Consider the following 16,486-nt stretch of genomic DNA (forward strand, 5'->3'; position numbering starts at 1 on the left):
CTTCCTCGTCAGAGTTGGTGATCAATTGCCGGGATAGGCCGAGCCGGTACCCAGGAAGCGCTTGGTCGTCTCGCGGGCGGCTTCCTCGGACTGCGCCTTGCGCGCGGCATCCTCGGCCTCAGCTCGAAACTGAGTCGCGAGCAGTGTTTGGATCTGCATCTGCTGCTTGGTCGAAAGCGCGATCAGCTGGTTGGTGGCCTGGCTTGCCTGAAGCGCACCGGCCGCCCCTTGGCTGCGATTGACGAGATCGGCAAGCAGGTCGCCGTCGGCGCGGACGTTCTCGACGATCTGCGACTGGACCCGCATGGTCTGGCGGAACGCCTGCATGGCGCTCTGCCAGCGCTCGCGCGCTGCGGTTGCCACATCGCTGACCTTGATCGTGGCCTCGTAGCTTTCCGGATATTGGCTGCGCCACTGGTCTTGAAGCTTGCCCAGATCAAAGCTGAGGCCACTCGCCTGGTCCATCAAACCGTCAATGCGATGGAGCGAACCGGAGAGTTGGCCCACGGAAGAGAAATCCAGACGCTGAAGATTGCGCGCCATGTTCTGCAGCATGGTTGCCTGGTTCTGCAGCGACTGGATCTGGTTGTTGATCTGCTCCAGCGCGCGCGCCGCCGTCAGCACGTTCTGCGCATAATTGGATGGATCGAACACGATAAGGGCGTAGGCCGGCTGCACATAGTCGGCCATTGGCTTGGCGATCAGGGAAACGGTGATCAGGCTGGTGAAAAGACGGCGTCCAATCATGAGGATTGCTCCATATCTGGTTGAGGGAATTGCTGGAGAAGCTCGGCAGCCCAATCGAGGCCGCGCGCGCTCAGAAAGCGGGAGGCAAAGCTGTCTTGCCCGTCTTCGGACTGGATTTTGTCGATCAGGGTCTGCGTCGCCGGATCGGAAGCGCCGCAAAGCGCAAGAGTGATGGGGCCAAGCCCGAGCTCGAAGAGACGGTTGCCGCTACGTGACTGAAGATAGTAGTGGCGCTTCGGCGTGGCGCGGGCGATCAATTCGATCTGCCGCTCGTTCAAGCCGAAGCGCTCGTAGGCTGCCCGCGCTTGCGGTTCCACAGCACGATCATTGGGAAGGAAAATGCGCTGGGGGCAGCTCTCGATGATCGCCGGCGCGATTGAAGAGCCCGCGATATCAGTCAGCGATTGCGTAGCGAAGATCACCGAGACATTCCGCTTTCGGAGAACCTTCAGCCATTCGCGGATACGGGCGGCAAAGAGCGGATTGTCGAGATAGAGCCAAGCCTCGTCGAGCATCAGCAGCGTCGGCCGTCCATCGAACCGCTCTTCAAGACGATGGAACAAGTAAGTGAGCACAGGCAGCACAGCGCCTTGGCTCTGCATCAGCTCTTCCGTCTCGAAACACTGCACATTCGATAAGGCCAGCCGATCATCATCGGCGTCGAGCAGGCGGCCGAAAGGACCGTCGAGTGTGTAGGGCATCAACGCGGACTTCAGCCCGTTGGACTGAAGCAGGACCGAAAGGCCCGTCAGCGTGCGTTCCTGCGCCGGCGCGGTGGCAAGGCTGGTGAGTGCCGACCAGATTGCCTCCTTCACCTCCGGCGTGACGGTGACATTCTCATGGGCAATGAGGCCAGCAATCCATTCGGCTGCCCAACTGCGGGCAGCCTGGTCGCCGATATTGCGCAGGGGCTGGAAGGCGAGCGCACCGTCAGCACCCAGCGCGTGGTGTTCTCCACCCGTGGCAAGGACTGCCGCGCGCGCCGAATTGCCTTTGTCGAAGACATAGACCTGCGCGCCGGCATAGCGCCGGAACTGCAGCGCAATCAGGGCAAGCAGCACCGATTTGCCGGCGCCGGTCGGGCCAACGATCAGCATGTGGCCGACATCGTCGACATGGGTGGATAGCCGGAATGGTGTCGACCCGTTGGTCTCTGCGAACAGAAGTGGCGAGGCCTCTCGCTGGGTGACCTTGGCGAGATGCTCGTTCGCCGCAGGACCTGCCCAGACCGACGCCAACGGCATGAGATGCGCAAGGTTCAATGTGTGAACGAGCGGCTGGCGAACATTGGCATAGATATGACCAGGCAGCGAGCCGAGCCACGCCTCGACCGCATTGACGCTTTCGCGGATGGTGGTGAAGCCGAGCCCATTGATGGTTCGCTCGACCGCGCGAAGTTTCTCCGCGGCGGCTTGATGTTCCTCATCCCACACTGTCACCGTTGTGGTGAGATAACCGAAGCCGACATGGTCGCCGCCCAACGCCTGAAGGGCTGCGTCGGCATCGAGCGCCTTGTTGTCGGCATCGCTGTCGACCAGCGGGACAGGTTCGTTGGTCACGACCTCGCGCAGGATGGCCGCGATCGATTTGCGCTTGGCAAACCACTGGCGGCGCAACCGTGTCAGCGTCTTCGTGGCTTCCGTCTTGTCGAGCGGGATGAAGCGCGTCACCCAGCGATAGGCGAAATCCTGATGATTCAACGCGTCGAGAATTCCGGGCCGGGTGAGATTCGGGAATCCGAGGACGGTAAGGGTGCGAAGATGGTGTTCGCCGAGCATCGGCTCCAAGCCGCCGGTAAGCGGCGCGTCGACCAGGATGCCGTCGAGATACATCGGGGTTTCCGGGACAGCGAGTGGATGGCGGCGGGTCGAGATTGTGCCGTGCAGGTAAGTCAGGGTCTCGGCATCGTCGAGCACGCGCACCTCGGGCATGAAACCGGACAAAAGATCGAGGACCCGGTCGGTCTCGTCGCGAAACCCCGCCAGCTCCTGGGGCCAGTCTCTCCCGCCGCCAGATTGGTGTGCGTCAACGAGCGCGCTTTCAGCCCTCGCCCGTGCGTCCGGGGGCGGCATGAACAGCAAAGTCAGGTGATGGCGGCTCTCGTAATGCGCGACCTTGCCCTCGAAGGCCGCGCGTCGTTCTTCATCGACCAGCCAAGACGCGGCGTCGGGAAAGGTTGAGTTAGGATAGCCGAGCGCCTCTATGCGCTCGGCTTCGAAGAACAATGCCCAGCCGGAGCCGAGCCTTCTCAACGCGTTGTTTGCCCGGGCGCAGATGCCGACAAGTTCTGCTTCCGTCGCGCTTTCGAGATCGGGCCCGCGGAACCGTAAGGTCCGCTGAAAGCTGCCGTCCTTATTGAGCACGATGCTGGGCGCGACGAGCGCTGCCCAGGGCAGATGGTCGGCAAGTTTGTCCGATTTGCTGCGGTATTCTGACAGGTTCAGCATGCCAACCATCCCTTCAGACGAAGGTGACGAACGAGCACGCTGGCGAAGTCTGGATCGCGTCTTGTGGCAAAGACCGCCAGCGTGTGGCCGGCAATCCACAGCACCAGCCCAGCGATCCACTGCTGCAAACCGAGGCCGATAGCTGCGGCCACCGTGCCGTTGAGGATCGCCACCGCTCGCGGTGCACCGCCCAGCAGGATGGCTTCGGTCAATGCCCGGTGAACGGGAACCGCGAAGCCCTCAATATGCTGCTCTCCAGCGACCATCAGACGAGTGCTCCGCCGCCAAAGGAGAAGAAGGAGAGAAAGAAGCTCGATGCCGCGAAGGCGATCGACAGCCCGAAGACGATCTGGATCAGCCGGCGGAAACCGCCTGCAGTGTCACCGAAGGCAAGGGTTAAGCCCGTGGTGATGATGATGATCACGGCGATAATCTTGGCGACCGGTCCCTGTACAGACTCCAGGATCTGCTGCAGCGGCTGTTCCCAAGGCATGCCGGAGCCTGCTGCGCGGGCTGAGACCGTGAGAACAAGCACGAGCGCGGTGGACGAAAGAAAGCGAAGCTTCTTGCACATGGATTGGCCTTTCAAAACTGCTGAAGTTGCGGGAGCGTCAGTTGGGTGACGGCGTAATCGCCGCTGCCGTCGAGACCGGTGACCTCGGCGATGGCGTCAATGCGGCGCGAGGATCCGCGCCCGGCGATGAAGACAATCAGATCGATGGCATCGGCGATCAGACGGCGTGGTACAGTGACGACGGCTTCCTGCGCGAGTTGCTCGATCCGGTAGAGGGCGGAGCGCGCCGAATTGGCGTGAACCGTGGCGATGCCACCGGGGTGGCCAGTGTTCCATGCCTTCAGCATATCGAGGGCTTCCGCACCCCGGACTTCGCCGACGACGATGCGGTCCGGCCTGAGCCGCAGCGTCGAGCGTACGAGATCGGCAAGCGTCACCGAGCCCCGTCTTGTCCTGAGGGCAACGCAGTCCTTGGCAGCGCACTGCAGCTCGCGTGTGTCTTCGATCAGGATCACCCGCTCGTCGCATTCCGCGACTTCGGCCAGCAGCGCATTTGCGAGCGTGGTTTTTCCCGACGACGTGCCGCCTGCGACCAATATGTTGCGCCGCTCGCGCACGGCCTTCCTCAGCGCATCGGCCTGCAGCGGCAGCATGATTTGGTCGGCGACATAGTTGGCCAACGTGTAGAGTTTTGCGGCCGGTTTACGGATGGCGAAGCATGGCGCCAGAACGACTGGCGGCAGCAGCCCCTCGAAGCGCTCGCCCGAGGGCAGTTCGGCGCTGACGATCGGACTACCCGCATGCGCCTCGGCACGCACATGGGAAGCGACCAGGCGAACGATGCGTTCCGCCTCGGATGGGTGCATATGCACGCCGGTACCGACCCGACCTTCTCCCAGCCGGTCGAGCCGCAGCGCACCGTCGGGATTGACCATCACCTCGACAACAGATGAATCGGCAAGGGCCTCAGCGATTGCCGGGCCCATGGCGGTGCGCAACATGGCACGATGGCGATGGTCGACCTCCGGATGAGAAGTCATCCTTCCCCTCCCCCGCCATTATCCGTCCTAAGCGACCGTTTGCCGGAGGCGATCTGGCGGCCCACTTGCTCGACGAATTTGTCGAAGCGCTCCTGGGCAATCGCCTGCGTCGCCCTGTCCGGGACTGGCGTGTGAGCATGAAGCGTGATGGAAAAGCGAATGAAGAGCGCCAGGCTCTCTAGGATCATCTCGACGTCGCGTCTGAGATGACCGAGGTCACGGGAAAGACGGTCGAGCCTTACGCCGTAGCGCCGGTCGAGCTCGTTCTCGCCACGCCGCTCGATAAAGGCCTCGACTGCCTTCGCCACGATCGCTGATTTGGTCGTCGATGGATCGCGGCTGAGGTCGTCCAGTTTCTTGCTCAGGTCGGGTTCGAGCAGAAACTGATGACGAATGCGCTGAGGGCTCATGTGGCTCGTTCCAACTGTCCCAGCGCTGTTGCGCGGGCGGGAACGAGCATCGGCGACTTCCTCGAAATTGCTTATGGCCGTTATCTACGCTGATTTGCGCTCTGCCTTCGGCAGCTTCTTTCAGAAGCCGGGCACGATGTCCTTGTTGTCGCCCGTTCCCTCGTTGATGCCATAGGCGCGTGCGGCAGTGGAAATTCTGTCCATCACGCGCCTGTCGGCAACTGCCTCGCTATCATCGTCCGCGGGCTTGAGCAGGTCGTCCCGGTCGGGCTCCAGAGTGACTGCTGTATGCTCTTCAGGCAGACCCGGATGTCGCTGTTGCTGGACACCTCCTTCATCTTCAATTGCCTCGCCCTGGCTTTCGCCGCCGCCAGCAAGACGGCGGTCAACGCCCCGCACCTGCCCGATCCAACAGTCCGGGCGCGGTACTGGCCGATCCGCGTAAGCGCCGTCGCGCAATACCGGCGCAGAAAGCACGCGCTCGGTGAAATTTCGATCCTGGTAGTAGCGCAGCTTCTTCGCCCGAATGGGCGGCAGCCCTGAAACCAATACCAGTTCATCGGCTTGCGGCAACTGCATCACCTCGCCCGGTGTCAGTAGCGGACGGGCGGTCTCCTGGCGGCTAACCATCACGTGCGAGAGCCACGGCGCCAACCGATGGCCGGCATAGTTGCGCATTGACCTCAGCTCCGTCGCCGTGCCGAGCGCGTCGGAAATGCGTTTGGCCGTGCGCTCGTCATTGGAGGAAAAGGCAATCCGCACATGGCAGTTGTCGAGAATGGCATTGTTGTCCCCATACGCCTTGGAGATCTGGTTCAAGGATTGCGCGATCAGATATGCACGGATGCCATAACCGGCCATGAAGGCGAGCGCGGTTTCGAAGAAATCAAGGCGACCGAGCGCCGGAAATTCGTCCAGCATCATGAGCAGTTGATGGTTCCTGCTCTTCTTAGGATCCCCCTCCAGCCGCTCCGTCAGACGTCTGCCGATCTGATTGAGCACAAGTCGCACCAGCGGCTTCGTGCGCGAGATGTCCGATGGCGGCACGACCAGATAGAGTGACATCGGTCGCTCAGCATCCAGGAGGTCGGCAATGCGCCAGTCGCAGGCTGATGTCGCTGCCGCCACCGTAGGATCGCGATAGAGGCCGAGGAACGACATGGCGGTCGAAAGAACGCCTGAACGCTCGTTCTCCGACTTGTTCAACACCTCGCGAGCTGCCGAGGCCACGACAGGATGGACCTGGGGCTTATCCGCCTTGCCGAGATGGTTGGTCGTCATCATCCGCCGTAGTGTCGCGGCAAACGAGCGTTGCGGGTCCGACAGGAAGGTGGCGACGCGAGCGAGCGTCTTTTCCTCTTCGGCGTAAAGCACGTGCAAAATGGCTCCGACCAAGAGTGAGTGACTGGTTTTCTCCCAGTGGTTCCGCCGGTCCAGCGCGCCTTCCGGATCTACCAGGATGTCGGCGATGTTCTGGACGTCGCGGACCTCGTCTGGACCTTTTCGTACCTCCAGCAGCGGGTTATAGCGCGCCGACCTCGGATCGGTCGGATTGAACAGGAGGCAGTAGGAGAACTTCGAGCGCCAGCCGGAGGTCAACTGCCAGTTCTCGCCTTTGATATCGTGAATGACGGCCGAGCCGGTCCAGGACAGAAGAGTTGGAACAACGAGTCCGATGCCCTTGCCTGATCGTGTTGGGGCAAAGGCCATGACGTGCTCGGGCCCGTCATGGCGCAGATAGCGATCCTTCAGCTTGCCTAGGAAAACGCCGGCCGGCCGAAACAGCCCTGCCGTCTCGATCTCGTGAGTCGCGGCCCACCTTGACGACCCATATGTGGTGACCGACCCGAGCTGTCGCGCGCGCCAGAGCGAGCCGGCGATCGCGGCGGCACAGCCCACGAACCCACTAGCTCCGGCAAGCGCACCGGCCTTATCGAAGACCTCGGGCGCATAAGCGTCGAAGTGGAACCACCATTCGAACAGTTTCCACGGCTTGTAGATCTGCCAGCCAGCCGCGACTAACCATGGCGCGCCGAGTGGCGGTTGATGGCCGAGCATATGGGCGCACCACTGCGTGGCCGCCCATACGCCGAGTATCACGATTGCGAACACGACGGCGATCTGCCCAATCAGCAACTTCGTAGGCGTCATTGGCTTGCTCCGCAGTTCTGGACATGCGGGGCCAAGCATCGCGCGGCGCGATGTGAACTGAAATGCGCACTACGCACGACCAGGTGCGATGAGGGAATGCGCAGGATCGCTCAGACTGGAACTTTCAGTGGAGCAATTATGCCCACTTGACCGCAGACCTGATCTGCGTCTCGTCGACAGCCAAATGCCAGTGACGCTTGGAAGTGTATTTCCGAGAGACGCATGCCACCTATGAGCGCGTCACAATCATTCGACGGTGACCGATTTTGCGAGATTGCGCGGCTGGTCGACATCTTTGCCCATGGAGACCGCCGTATGATAGGCAAGAAGCTGTATCGGCAGCGAGAAAATCATAGGTGCGATAATCTCGTCGACGGCCGGCAGCACGATCGTATGCATCGTGTCGAGTTTCGACGCAGCGGCCCCATTTTCATCGGTGATGAGGATAATCCGCCCTCCACGGGCGGCCGCTTCCTCCATATTGGAGACGGTCTTGTTGAAAAAGCGATCATGTGGCGCGATGACGATCACTGGCATGCTCTCGTCTATCAATGCGATCGGACCATGCTTCAATTCGCCAGCCGCATAGCCCTCAGCATGGATGTAGGAAATCTCTTTGAGCTTCAGCGCACCTTCCATCGCCAGTGGGAAACTGGTGCCGCGGCCAAGATACAGGACACCATGACACTTTGACAGTTCGCGCGACAGGAGCTCGATATCTGGCTGGATGCTGTTCAGTACCCGGCCCATGACGCCCGGCATTTCGGCAAGGCTCTGGACGAGCGCCTTCACCTCATATTCAGTTAGCGTTCCACGGTCCTTAGCAGCGCCGATGGCTAGTGTGGCCAGAACCGCAAGCTGGCACGTGAAAGCCTTGGTGGAGGCGACGCCGATCTCCGGGCCGGCAAGGATCGGGAAGACCGCGTCGGCCTCCCGAGCGATGGTCGATTCGCGGGCATTGACGACAGCGCCGGTTTTCAGCCCACGCCCCTTGCAGTACCTCAGGGACGCGAGCGTATCGGCGGTTTCGCCGGATTGCGAAATGAAAAGAGCTGCCGATTCCGGCGGTAACGGGATCTCCCGGTAGCGGAATTCGGACGCAACGTCGATTTCGACCGGCAGGCGCGCATAGCGCTCGAACCAGTATTTTGCGATCAGTCCGGCCAGATAGGCGGTGCCGCAAGCCGAGATCGCCAGGCTCGGGATGCTGGCGAAATCTATGCTCGAAACCGTATCGACGCGATTCCCTTCGAAGTTGATGTAATGACCGAGCGCACGGGTGATGACCTCGGGCTGCTCGTAAATTTCCTTCTCCATGAAGTGGCGACGGTTCCCCTTATTGGCCAGGTATGCCCCGGCCGTGGAAGTCTGGCGCGGACGCTCGACGGGATGGCCATCGAAATCGAAGATATCGGCGCCTGCCTTGCCGATAACGGCCCAGTCGCCGTCGACGAGATATGTGATTGCATTTGTAAAGGGAGCTAGCGCCATGGCGTCGGAGCCCAGGAACATCTCGCCGTCGCCGTGACCGATCGCCAGCGGTGGTCCATTGCGCGCCGCCATGATGGTCGACGGATCATCCTCGAAGAGAATGGCAAGCGCGTAGGCGCCCCTGACGCGCTTCAGCATGGCGTGCATTGCCTCACCCCGCCCCATGCCCTCCCGGCGGTGTCTTGCCAAGAGATGCACGACGACCTCGGTGTCGGTGTCGGTCTGGAACTCGGCGCCCGCCGCCACCAGTTCGTCCTTCAACTCGGTGAAATTCTCGATAATGCCGTTGTGAACGACGGCCACACCGTCCGTAAAGTGCGGGTGCGCGTTGCGCTCAGTCGGTGCCCCATGCGTTGCCCAGCGCGTGTGTGCGATGCCGATGGTGCCACTCAGCGGCTCTTCCTTCAACCTCGTCTCGAGATTGATGAGCTTGCCCTTGGCGCGCCGGCAGTGCAACGAGCCCTCGGTGATGGTGGCAACGCCGGCTGAGTCATATCCTCGATATTCGAGACGCTTCAAAGCGTCGACCAACCGATCAGACACCGGCTGATGCCCAACGATGCCAACAATCCCGCACATGATCGTCTCCGAATTCTTCCCGATAGCCTCAGCCGACCAGAAGGGCACCGCCCGGCGCTGAGCCTCCTAGTAGAATTCGGTAAAACAGGTAAAATCGATTGATGGGATGGTTGCCATCCAGCCAGTGGATAGAAGAGCACGAGTTTGACATAAGGCGACACGGACCGTTGACCTCGGCTATCCAGGTCTCCTGACGTCAGCTTCACCCGTCTCAGAGAGTGAAAAAGCCGTCAAATTCGCCACCAACTGCCGCGATTTGCGGCTTTGTTCAATGCTTTTTCGACCGGCGCGGCCGCGCAAATTGTCCCTGCAAGCTGTCCCTCTTGGGCACCGCCCCGGCTCGCGGAGAGGATGGTCCGGTGGCTGACTTAGTCGCGGAGTGTTCGGCGGTGCGGAGTTCCGGGCGCCGAAATTCCGCCGTGGCAACGTCGCCGAGTTGCCTCCGCTGCCGCCGCAGCCGGGCAGTGTCGATCTTAAACAAGGCCGAATGCCAGGCTGTGCCGATGGCCCTAAGGATAATTTGCATTGCTACCTTCCTATGCTGCGCAGCGCATTCCCGTCTTCCGCGTTAGTCGATTTGATCGTGCATCAAAGATCGATGCCGATGCGAATCGGGTGGCTATCAGTCCCATTTTTGGCTGCCTATGCAATGAGGCGGACGCGTTGTGCCACGTTATGCCTCATGGCATGTGGAAGCGCATCCACATCAGACAGCCGCCGCGACGAGCTCGATCCCTTTGCTTTTCGTCGTAGCTGGTTCAGCAAATCTCCGCGATCCACGGCAAGCTTGCGATCTGGCGCCGAGGGCCTTTGTTGGAAGGGGAGGGCATTCGGCGGCGGTCGCACTGTTGATGAGGGGTATACCCCGCCAGAGCTGGTGGCACTCCGCTCTCGGAGCTCCTCTCGAACTCTTGCCGGGCTGGTCGAAGGCACACCGCACCTGCGCATGGCTGCCATGAAAGTCACGAAACGCTGGGCCCACTCCTTTGCCGACCTATGCTCCAAGAGATACCCTCGCGCTGCACCAGGCCGGAAACCTCTTTGCCGATATGCCGCTCGAGCACAGGCCGCCACGGGACGAGCACGAACTCGCGCGATTTCTCGATAACGGCGTATTTGCCGCTGGCGAGCTCAACTGAGCGGCGGAGAGTGCCTTGTACCCGGTCTCCGGGTCGCACTTCAGCATAGGACAGACCGAGCTCTTCCGAGAGCTGACCGGCAACACGGTTCAGTTCACGCTGGCGGAGGATCGAAATCATGTTGGCGCGATAGACGGTGCGGTCCTGCTCTTCATGCGCGAGACCCTGAGCAATCAGCCATTGCCGTCTGCGGGCTTGCGCCTCCCTCACCTCACGGCCAAAGCCGAAGTTGCGCAGGGCCTCTGGTACATCGGAAACCATTTCCCGGTCGACCCAGGTGGCACCATCGAACGCGATTTGCTGCTCCAGCGGCATTGATGAGAGCTTGTCGACGACAACAGGCGCAGCCATGGCTCGCTTGCGCTCGTAGTCGGCGACGTAGTCGATATGGTTCGGCCCGATGATCCATGTGCCGTCGGCTTCGCGCCTGACAGTGCCGGTCTCACGGCGAATGGCTTCCAAGCGCCGTACATGGGTCTCGGCGAAGCGTTCGGTGGCAGATGGATCATGCTCCAGGTGGATATCAACATTGTAGCGCCCGCCATGGACGGCGGCGATCTCGACGACGGTGCGGTCAACCTGTCTCGGCTCGGTGTTTCTCGGCGTGACACGGACGATGCAGCCGTCGGGCGTCGGTTCGGTGGCCTCGCCTTTGCCGACATCGATGTAGTGGCTTTTTCCGTCCACCCCATCCACGATGAGGTAGTGGCGGTCCTTGATCTCGTCGGCAAGCCCGCGCGCCACAACACGGCCAATGACAGGTTGCGCGAGCTGACTGGATCGATCGTGAATCACACAGTCGGCGGCACTTCGGGATAGTCCTTTACCTGCAATGTCGCGGTGCATCGTCTTGATGATGTCACCGCGTTCGCCGATGCGCCGCAGTGTTGCTTCGAGTTCATCGTCGAGGCGCCAGCGGCCCGAGATGATCTCCTCGGCCAGACCCATCCGTTCGAGTTTGCGCAGTCGGCCCTGGTGCAGCGTCTGTCTAAAGGCGTTGCGGCCGACCGGGGAAACCAGTCCGTCACTGTCGCGCATGCTGAGCAGCTGCCGGTCGATGCTGGTGAAGCGGTCCTGCTCCATTTCCTGGCGCAGGCGGTGCTCGATCTCGCGATCGGTGCGCGGACCGAGATCGAGGCTGACCAGTTCGGCCGTCCGTTCGCGGATTCCGCTCGAGATATATTCCCGCGCGATCACCAGGTTCTCGCCGCGATCGTCCTTGCCCCGGACGAGGATGTGGGTGTGCGGGTGGCCGGTGTTGAAATGATCGACGGCAACCCAGTCGAGCTTCGTGCCAAGATCCTCCTCCATCTGCGCCATGAGCCGGCGCGTGAGTGGCTTCAGGTCATCATACTGCATGCCGTCTTCGGGGGCGACGATGAAGCGGAACTGATGCCTATCGCCGTCGGCACGATCAAGGAAGGCCTTGCTGTCGACGCTTTCACTGTCGGCGCCGTAGAGCTCGCCAGGCGCGCCTTCCCGGGTAACGCCGTCGCGCTGGATGTAACGCAGATGCGCACGCGCCCCACCCTGGCCTTTGCCGGCCAGCTTGACGACGCGCGCCTTGACCACCACCCGCCGCTGCCGGAAGGCGGCATACCTGTCGCGTGATTTCAGCAACGCGGCGATCGCCCCGCCGCGCCCTGCCCGGCTGCCGCTAAAGCGGCCGCCGCGCTGGGGCGGGCCGCCGGCTCTGTTGATCGCCGCCTGGACCTGGCTGGCGAAGCGTTTGCCGGCCTTCGAGCCGCGCGAGCCTATTCTGCCGAGCTTCGGCCTGAATTCGTCATCCTGCATCGTGGCCTCCCAGAAGTCGCAAGCGAAATCACCCACTTGCTCGCCCCACCCTCCCGGTTCTACCGGCAGCCTCCGGGAAAAACGATGTGCAGACAAGGACTTCGCCGGCTCCTGGAGGCGATGCCTTTATCTTGCCTTACGCCGCCCTCTTCCGCCCTCTTCTGCCCTTCCCCGCTCTTCCCCACCCCGCTCGCCTACTCACCCGCCATTCGGCTTGTTCGTCCGAGCGCGATTGACGCTGAGCGGCACAAAGAGATCGCCATTCGCTTCGCGGGTCCGAACTCCGTTACGGAGGAAGAAGAGCGAGCGGCCGAAGGGAGTGTTTTGGCTGTCTGGCGCCTTGGAGTGCCTTACGAATCTATCCATGTCGGCAGCCGAAATCCCCTTCCCCCTGAGCTGTTTGAGATAGGCAACGGTCTCTTTCGGCAGCGGGTTTCCACGCCTCAAATGCTCTTCGTAGCGCTCGGGTCCAGCATTGTAGGCAGCAAACAGGCCGGGGAAACCGAAGCGGTCATACATGGCGCTGAGATAGGCGGTTCCGGCGAGAATATTGTCACGCGGATTGTGCGGATCGGCGCCCAGACCGTATTCGGCACGCATGTCCCTATACGTTTCCGGCATCACCTGCATGAGGCCCAATGCGCCCGCGCGTGAGGTAATTGGGCGACCGTCGATCATGGTCTTGCCGCCGCTTTCGGCATCCATGACGGCGTAAATCCAGGCCTGAGGAATACGGAAGCGTCTGCTTGCCTCGTCTGTGAACTCGTGCCACCTTCGAAGCTGCGGACTTTGGGAGATGGCGACCGGCTCAGCGCCGGTCGAGGCGGAACAGGCGCATGGCGCAAGGGCGATCATGCCGAATATCAGGAGGCTCACTCGGTCCATAGCGGCACGAGCCTCCCGATCACATTCGCGCGCGGCACCGGCCCGAAATAGCGGCTGTCGAACGACCGAATATCGTCGCTGCCGAGCAGGAAGATTTCGTTGTCGGCGAGCGTGTGGCACCCGTTCCACCATGGCAGCGAGCGGCGTTTGGTATCCTTCGCCAGGCGTCGCGCGAGGATCTCCCCGTCGATGATGATCGCGTCATTGAAGGCGCAGACATGGTCGCCCGGCAGCGCGGCAAGACGTTTTACCAGCGGCACGTTGCGGGGCAGATAGCCGCGTTCGGCGGCGAGTTCGGCGAGCGATTCTGACGGGCGGACGAGCACAAGATCGCCGCGACCCGGTGCTGCAAAGCCGAGGCCATAGAGGCCGACGGGCGCGCTGGCCGAGGCGTTCCAGACCAGCCAGGGCGTTGGTCCGACGGTGCCGGCGAAGCCGATCAGGGTCAGTCCAATCACGGCAGCGGCGATGGTTTTGCGTGCCCGAAGGCGCCGGAGACGGCTGCCGATCAGACGGATGGAAGGGCGCCGGCTCATGAGCGGCCTCCCTGGCCGGCTTGGCCGGAACCGGCCTCACCACGCTCGGCAGTGGAGTGCTGCGGGTGTCCTTTCGACCATCCGTCAAGCTCGTCGATGTGGTAGCGGACGTAGCGGCCGTGCTTGCGGAATTTCGGGCCGCCGCCCTTGAGCCGCATCTTTTCCAGCGTGCGCTGGGAGAGCCCGATATAGAAGGCGGCTTGGGCCGTGCTGAGAAAGGGACTGCCCTTTTTGGCGCGGGCCGCGCGTTCGTTTTCGTCGTCCATGGTGATCCTCGTTTCGCTTCGGACAAGCGAGGGCGAGAATGGGCGAGCGAGATCGCCTCCGGGACGGGCGAAGACTCGGGGGAGAGTTTTCGCCGCATTTTGGGGCGGACAGGTTTGCCTGGAGCGCCTGGGAATGAGCCCCGCGCCGGCTGGGGCGCGGGGCTCGAGGTCGGCCGATCAGTCGGCTGGGTTCCAGATGATGGCGTAGGTGTCGTCATCGTCCTGGCCGGCGGCGCGGCCCAGATTCGCGTAGAGCTTGCGCGGTCCGAACTCCGGCGCTGCAATCGACAGGCTCACATAATCCTTGCCGGAAGTCTCGCCGGTGCGGATCCAGCCGGCGCCAACTTCGACCCCTTGCGTCAGGACCCGGAAGTCGGGATGGTTGTCGGCGCTCTTGGCCTGGTTGGGGACGATGTCGATGTCGGCGCGGACGCTGAGCGTCCTGAGCTGGCCCTTGTAGGCGCCGTTTTCCTGCTTGTTGACGTAACCGATCGCGGTCATTTCGAAGTCTCCTTTTGCTGTCGCCGGGGACCATCCCCTGCGATGGCGGACCGTGATGGGCGCGTCCGGACCGCCTGAACCCGACAGGGCCGAAGCGCTAGCGGAGGACCCGAGCGGGCAGCTTTTTTGAAGCGAAGCGGCGCGAGGAAGCCGCCGCAGGCGGCGGGGAAAAAAGCTGATTGGCGAGGGTTTCGGGCGGGCCGGATCCGCCCATAGGTCGACAAGCCAGCCGCAGGGGATGGTCCTTGAAGAGGGCATGGAGATCGAGGGAAGCGCGGTCGCTGCAGCCAGGCAGGAGGGGCGGGAATTGACAGGGACTGCGGCTGATGCGGTGCCCATGCCGATCGAGATCGTGACCGCAGGTCGGGTGCAGAGCAGCATCCGGGGGGCTGATCGATCTACGGACTAGCAGTTTGCCGGCCGGATTTGCTGCGGGATGCGGGGGCAAAGCATGCTCGAACGTGCTATCGGTGCGACCCGGGTACGGTGCCGAGCGGCGGCTACCGAGAAGCCGCCGCCGGCCGCGACATGCTATGCGCAGACGAACAGCGACCTGACCCATTGATCGGCGGTGCGGAAGCCGCGATCAGTGTAGCTTTCGAACGGGAATTTCATCCAGCGCGGCAGCCAGCTGTCCACCTTCTCGCGGCCGTTCTCGCCGGCAAGGAAGTCGCGGATGATCTTCTTTTGCGTCTTGATCTTCTCGGCGACATTGCCGTCGGCGACATGCTTACCGCCGACTTCGGCAAGCATGGAATTGGCAATTTCCTTGTAACGGAATAGGTCGAAGAAGGCGTCGTCCGGTTGCCAGCAAGCGCCGATGTCGACATTCAGATGATTGCCGAGCGCCTCGATGACGGCGCTGCCGGCTTCGAGCGTCTCGGCCATGATGATGCTGAGAACGCGCAGGACATCGTCGTCGGACAGGGTGAGCAAACGGGCAAAGACTGGCACGTATCATAGCCGTCGCCATAGCGGCCAGGCGACCGTGGTGTGCTCGTCCGATTGCCCAAGCAGGGTCAGAACGGCGCGCCGTTTTTCGGCGAACGCGGCCTCGGCCTTGCAGGCTGCCAGGCTTGCGGCCACGATCTCGTTGGCGGCGCGCTGCGGCTCGGGGCGCACCTGCCACAGGCCGGAACCGGCAATCGCATGCGCCACCATCAGGCGAAGGGCTGCGCCCGGATGGTCGAGCAGGCCCAAGCGCACCGCGGCATGACGGTGCAGATCGACATAGTTCTGCATCGGCCCGGTGAGTTCCGGTCGCGACGGTTTGGCCGGCGTCTCGGCCTCTGCGGACTCGCCATTCGCGCGTGTGCGGCGCGCCTCCTTGCGCGAGCCAGCCCTCGTGACACTCGGCCTCGCCCCGATGCGAGACTGATATAAAGACCTTGCCGCCCTTCTTCTTCGGCGTCTTTTCGTGGTCCCATGAGTGGAAATGCTGACCCGGTTCGAGCACGATCACTTCGCGCCATCCGGCCTCGAGAAAGGCGTCGCGCCTGGCGGCTATGGGCCTCGTTCTGCTTTTGCCAGAACAGGTCGGCAGCGGCGAAATAGCTGTTCTCGCCGAACAGGTCGCAGACGATCAGCCCGGATAATCCTCGACCGCAAACAGCGCCACCTCTGAGGAAATCGACTGGCGCCGAACAGCCATTGTTTTAACTGGTCGCCGCGCGGCGCGTATTGCTCGGGATCGGCATAAGGCGCCAGCCAGTCCTTCTGCTGCGCCTTGGAGGCCATGGTCAGATTGCGCGCCGTCTCGACGTCGATTTCCTCGCGCCGATGGGCCTCGCGGATTTTCGGCAAGAGGTCGCCGAGCGCCAGAATGCGTTTCACCAGAAGCTCGGTGATGCCGAAGGTGGCGGCGATGTCGGCAACGCTGCAGCCCTCCTTGATCAGCCGCGAAAACGTGTCCCATTGCGACACTTCGTCGGGGTCGAGGTGGGCGATGTTCTCGATCAATGAGGCTTTCGAGGGCATGGGCGTCGT

Annotated in this window: 16 protein-coding genes; all 16 read right to left on the reverse strand. The window is 62.3% G+C overall.

From position 1 onward, the window contains the following. Positions 1-21: 21 nt before the first annotated feature. Entirely contained in the window at positions 22-747 is a 726-nt protein-coding gene (gene trbJ, locus AC0L2V_RS30585) for a P-type conjugative transfer protein TrbJ (RefSeq protein ID WP_077376367.1), read from the reverse strand. Further along, the gene (gene trbE / locus AC0L2V_RS30590; protein WP_473522012.1) at positions 744-3,194 is read right to left on the reverse strand and encodes a conjugal transfer protein TrbE; all 2,451 of its coding nucleotides are present in this window, start codon (positions 3,192-3,194) and stop codon (positions 744-746) included. The genes trbJ and trbE overlap by 4 nt, the downstream gene beginning before the upstream one ends. Next, positions 3,188-3,460, reverse strand: coding sequence for a VirB3 family type IV secretion system protein (locus tag AC0L2V_RS30595; RefSeq protein WP_008871923.1), 273 nt, complete (start codon positions 3,458-3,460; stop codon positions 3,188-3,190). Before AC0L2V_RS30595 ends, trbE begins: the two co-directional genes overlap by 7 nt. After that, positions 3,460-3,768: a TrbC/VirB2 family type IV secretion system protein gene (locus tag AC0L2V_RS30600; RefSeq protein WP_008871922.1), complete on the reverse strand. Its 309-nt coding sequence runs from the start codon at positions 3,766-3,768 to the stop codon at positions 3,460-3,462. Before AC0L2V_RS30600 ends, AC0L2V_RS30595 begins: the two co-directional genes overlap by 1 nt. Before the next feature lie 11 nt (positions 3,769-3,779). Continuing rightward, a complete protein-coding gene (trbB, locus tag AC0L2V_RS30605) occupies positions 3,780-4,748 on the reverse strand; it encodes a P-type conjugative transfer ATPase TrbB (protein WP_473522013.1) in 969 nt (322 codons plus the stop codon). After that, positions 4,745-5,158 carry a CopG family transcriptional regulator gene (locus tag AC0L2V_RS30610; RefSeq protein WP_473522014.1) on the reverse strand — a complete coding sequence of 138 codons (414 nt, stop codon included), beginning with the start codon at positions 5,156-5,158 and terminating at the stop codon, positions 4,745-4,747. Before AC0L2V_RS30610 ends, trbB begins: the two co-directional genes overlap by 4 nt. 120 nt (positions 5,159-5,278) lie before the next feature. Next, on the reverse strand, positions 5,279-7,309 hold the full coding sequence (locus AC0L2V_RS30615) for a conjugal transfer protein TraG (protein ID WP_473522026.1): 2,031 nt from the start codon (positions 7,307-7,309) through the stop codon (positions 5,279-5,281). 246 nt (positions 7,310-7,555) lie between these two features. Beyond that, positions 7,556-9,379, reverse strand: coding sequence for a glutamine--fructose-6-phosphate transaminase (isomerizing) (glmS, locus tag AC0L2V_RS30620; RefSeq protein WP_473522015.1), 1,824 nt, complete (start codon positions 9,377-9,379; stop codon positions 7,556-7,558). Positions 9,380-10,341: 962 nt separating this feature from the next. Then, positions 10,342-12,312, reverse strand: a complete 1,971-nt coding sequence (gene rlxS / locus AC0L2V_RS30625) for a relaxase/mobilization nuclease RlxS (protein ID WP_473522016.1) — start codon at positions 12,310-12,312, stop codon at positions 10,342-10,344. Between the two features lie 198 nt (positions 12,313-12,510). After that, entirely contained in the window at positions 12,511-13,197 is a 687-nt protein-coding gene (locus AC0L2V_RS30630; RefSeq protein ID WP_473522017.1) for a lytic transglycosylase domain-containing protein, read from the reverse strand. Further along, entirely contained in the window at positions 13,185-13,733 is a 549-nt protein-coding gene (lepB, locus tag AC0L2V_RS30635; protein ID WP_473522018.1) for a signal peptidase I, read from the reverse strand. The genes AC0L2V_RS30630 and lepB overlap by 13 nt, the downstream gene beginning before the upstream one ends. Continuing rightward, positions 13,730-13,999 carry a helix-turn-helix transcriptional regulator gene (locus AC0L2V_RS30640; RefSeq protein ID WP_473522019.1) on the reverse strand — a complete coding sequence of 90 codons (270 nt, stop codon included), beginning with the start codon at positions 13,997-13,999 and terminating at the stop codon, positions 13,730-13,732. Before AC0L2V_RS30640 ends, lepB begins: the two co-directional genes overlap by 4 nt. A gap of 177 nt (positions 14,000-14,176) precedes the next feature. Further along, positions 14,177-14,500: a DUF736 domain-containing protein gene (locus tag AC0L2V_RS30645; protein ID WP_473522020.1), complete on the reverse strand. Its 324-nt coding sequence runs from the start codon at positions 14,498-14,500 to the stop codon at positions 14,177-14,179. A 531-nt stretch (positions 14,501-15,031) separates the two neighbouring features. Next, positions 15,032-15,454 carry a hypothetical protein gene (locus AC0L2V_RS30650; protein WP_473522021.1) on the reverse strand — a complete coding sequence of 141 codons (423 nt, stop codon included), beginning with the start codon at positions 15,452-15,454 and terminating at the stop codon, positions 15,032-15,034. Between the two features lie 3 nt (positions 15,455-15,457). Beyond that, the gene (locus AC0L2V_RS30655; RefSeq protein ID WP_473522022.1) at positions 15,458-15,742 is read right to left on the reverse strand and encodes a hypothetical protein; all 285 of its coding nucleotides are present in this window, start codon (positions 15,740-15,742) and stop codon (positions 15,458-15,460) included. 261 nt (positions 15,743-16,003) lie between these two features. Continuing rightward, positions 16,004-16,486, reverse strand: a 483-nt coding sequence (locus tag AC0L2V_RS30660) for a ParB/RepB/Spo0J family partition protein (protein WP_473522023.1), incomplete at its 5' end; no start/stop codon positions are given.

It is taken from the genome of Mesorhizobium sp. WSM4814, from assembly GCF_055811595.1.

Bases quoted from the DNA above. Each gene is read 5' to 3' on its own strand.
- AC0L2V_RS30630 (WP_473522017.1), bottom strand. From the start codon at position 13,197: ATGGACCGAGTGAGCCTCCTGATATTCGGCATGATCGCCCTTGCGCCA.
- AC0L2V_RS30615 (WP_473522026.1), bottom strand. From the start codon at position 7,309: ATGACGCCTACGAAGTTGCTGATTGGGCAGATCGCCGTCGTGTTCGCA.
- AC0L2V_RS30645 (WP_473522020.1), bottom strand. From the start codon at position 14,500: ATGACCGCGATCGGTTACGTCAACAAGCAGGAAAACGGCGCCTACAAG.
- lepB (WP_473522018.1), bottom strand. From the start codon at position 13,733: ATGAGCCGGCGCCCTTCCATCCGTCTGATCGGCAGCCGTCTCCGGCGC.
- trbB (WP_473522013.1), bottom strand. From the start codon at position 4,748: ATGACTTCTCATCCGGAGGTCGACCATCGCCATCGTGCCATGTTGCGC.
- AC0L2V_RS30610 (WP_473522014.1), bottom strand. From the start codon at position 5,158: ATGAGCCCTCAGCGCATTCGTCATCAGTTTCTGCTCGAACCCGACCTG.
- rlxS (WP_473522016.1), bottom strand. From the start codon at position 12,312: ATGCAGGATGACGAATTCAGGCCGAAGCTCGGCAGAATAGGCTCGCGC.
- AC0L2V_RS30640 (WP_473522019.1), bottom strand. From the start codon at position 13,999: ATGGACGACGAAAACGAACGCGCGGCCCGCGCCAAAAAGGGCAGTCCC.
- trbE (WP_473522012.1), bottom strand. From the start codon at position 3,194: ATGCTGAACCTGTCAGAATACCGCAGCAAATCGGACAAACTTGCCGAC.
- AC0L2V_RS30600 (WP_008871922.1), bottom strand. From the start codon at position 3,768: ATGTGCAAGAAGCTTCGCTTTCTTTCGTCCACCGCGCTCGTGCTTGTT.
- AC0L2V_RS30595 (WP_008871923.1), bottom strand. From the start codon at position 3,460: ATGGTCGCTGGAGAGCAGCATATTGAGGGCTTCGCGGTTCCCGTTCAC.
- glmS (WP_473522015.1), bottom strand. From the start codon at position 9,379: ATGTGCGGGATTGTTGGCATCGTTGGGCATCAGCCGGTGTCTGATCGG.
- trbJ (WP_077376367.1), bottom strand. From the start codon at position 747: ATGATTGGACGCCGTCTTTTCACCAGCCTGATCACCGTTTCCCTGATC.
- AC0L2V_RS30655 (WP_473522022.1), bottom strand. From the start codon at position 15,742: ATGCAGAACTATGTCGATCTGCACCGTCATGCCGCGGTGCGCTTGGGC.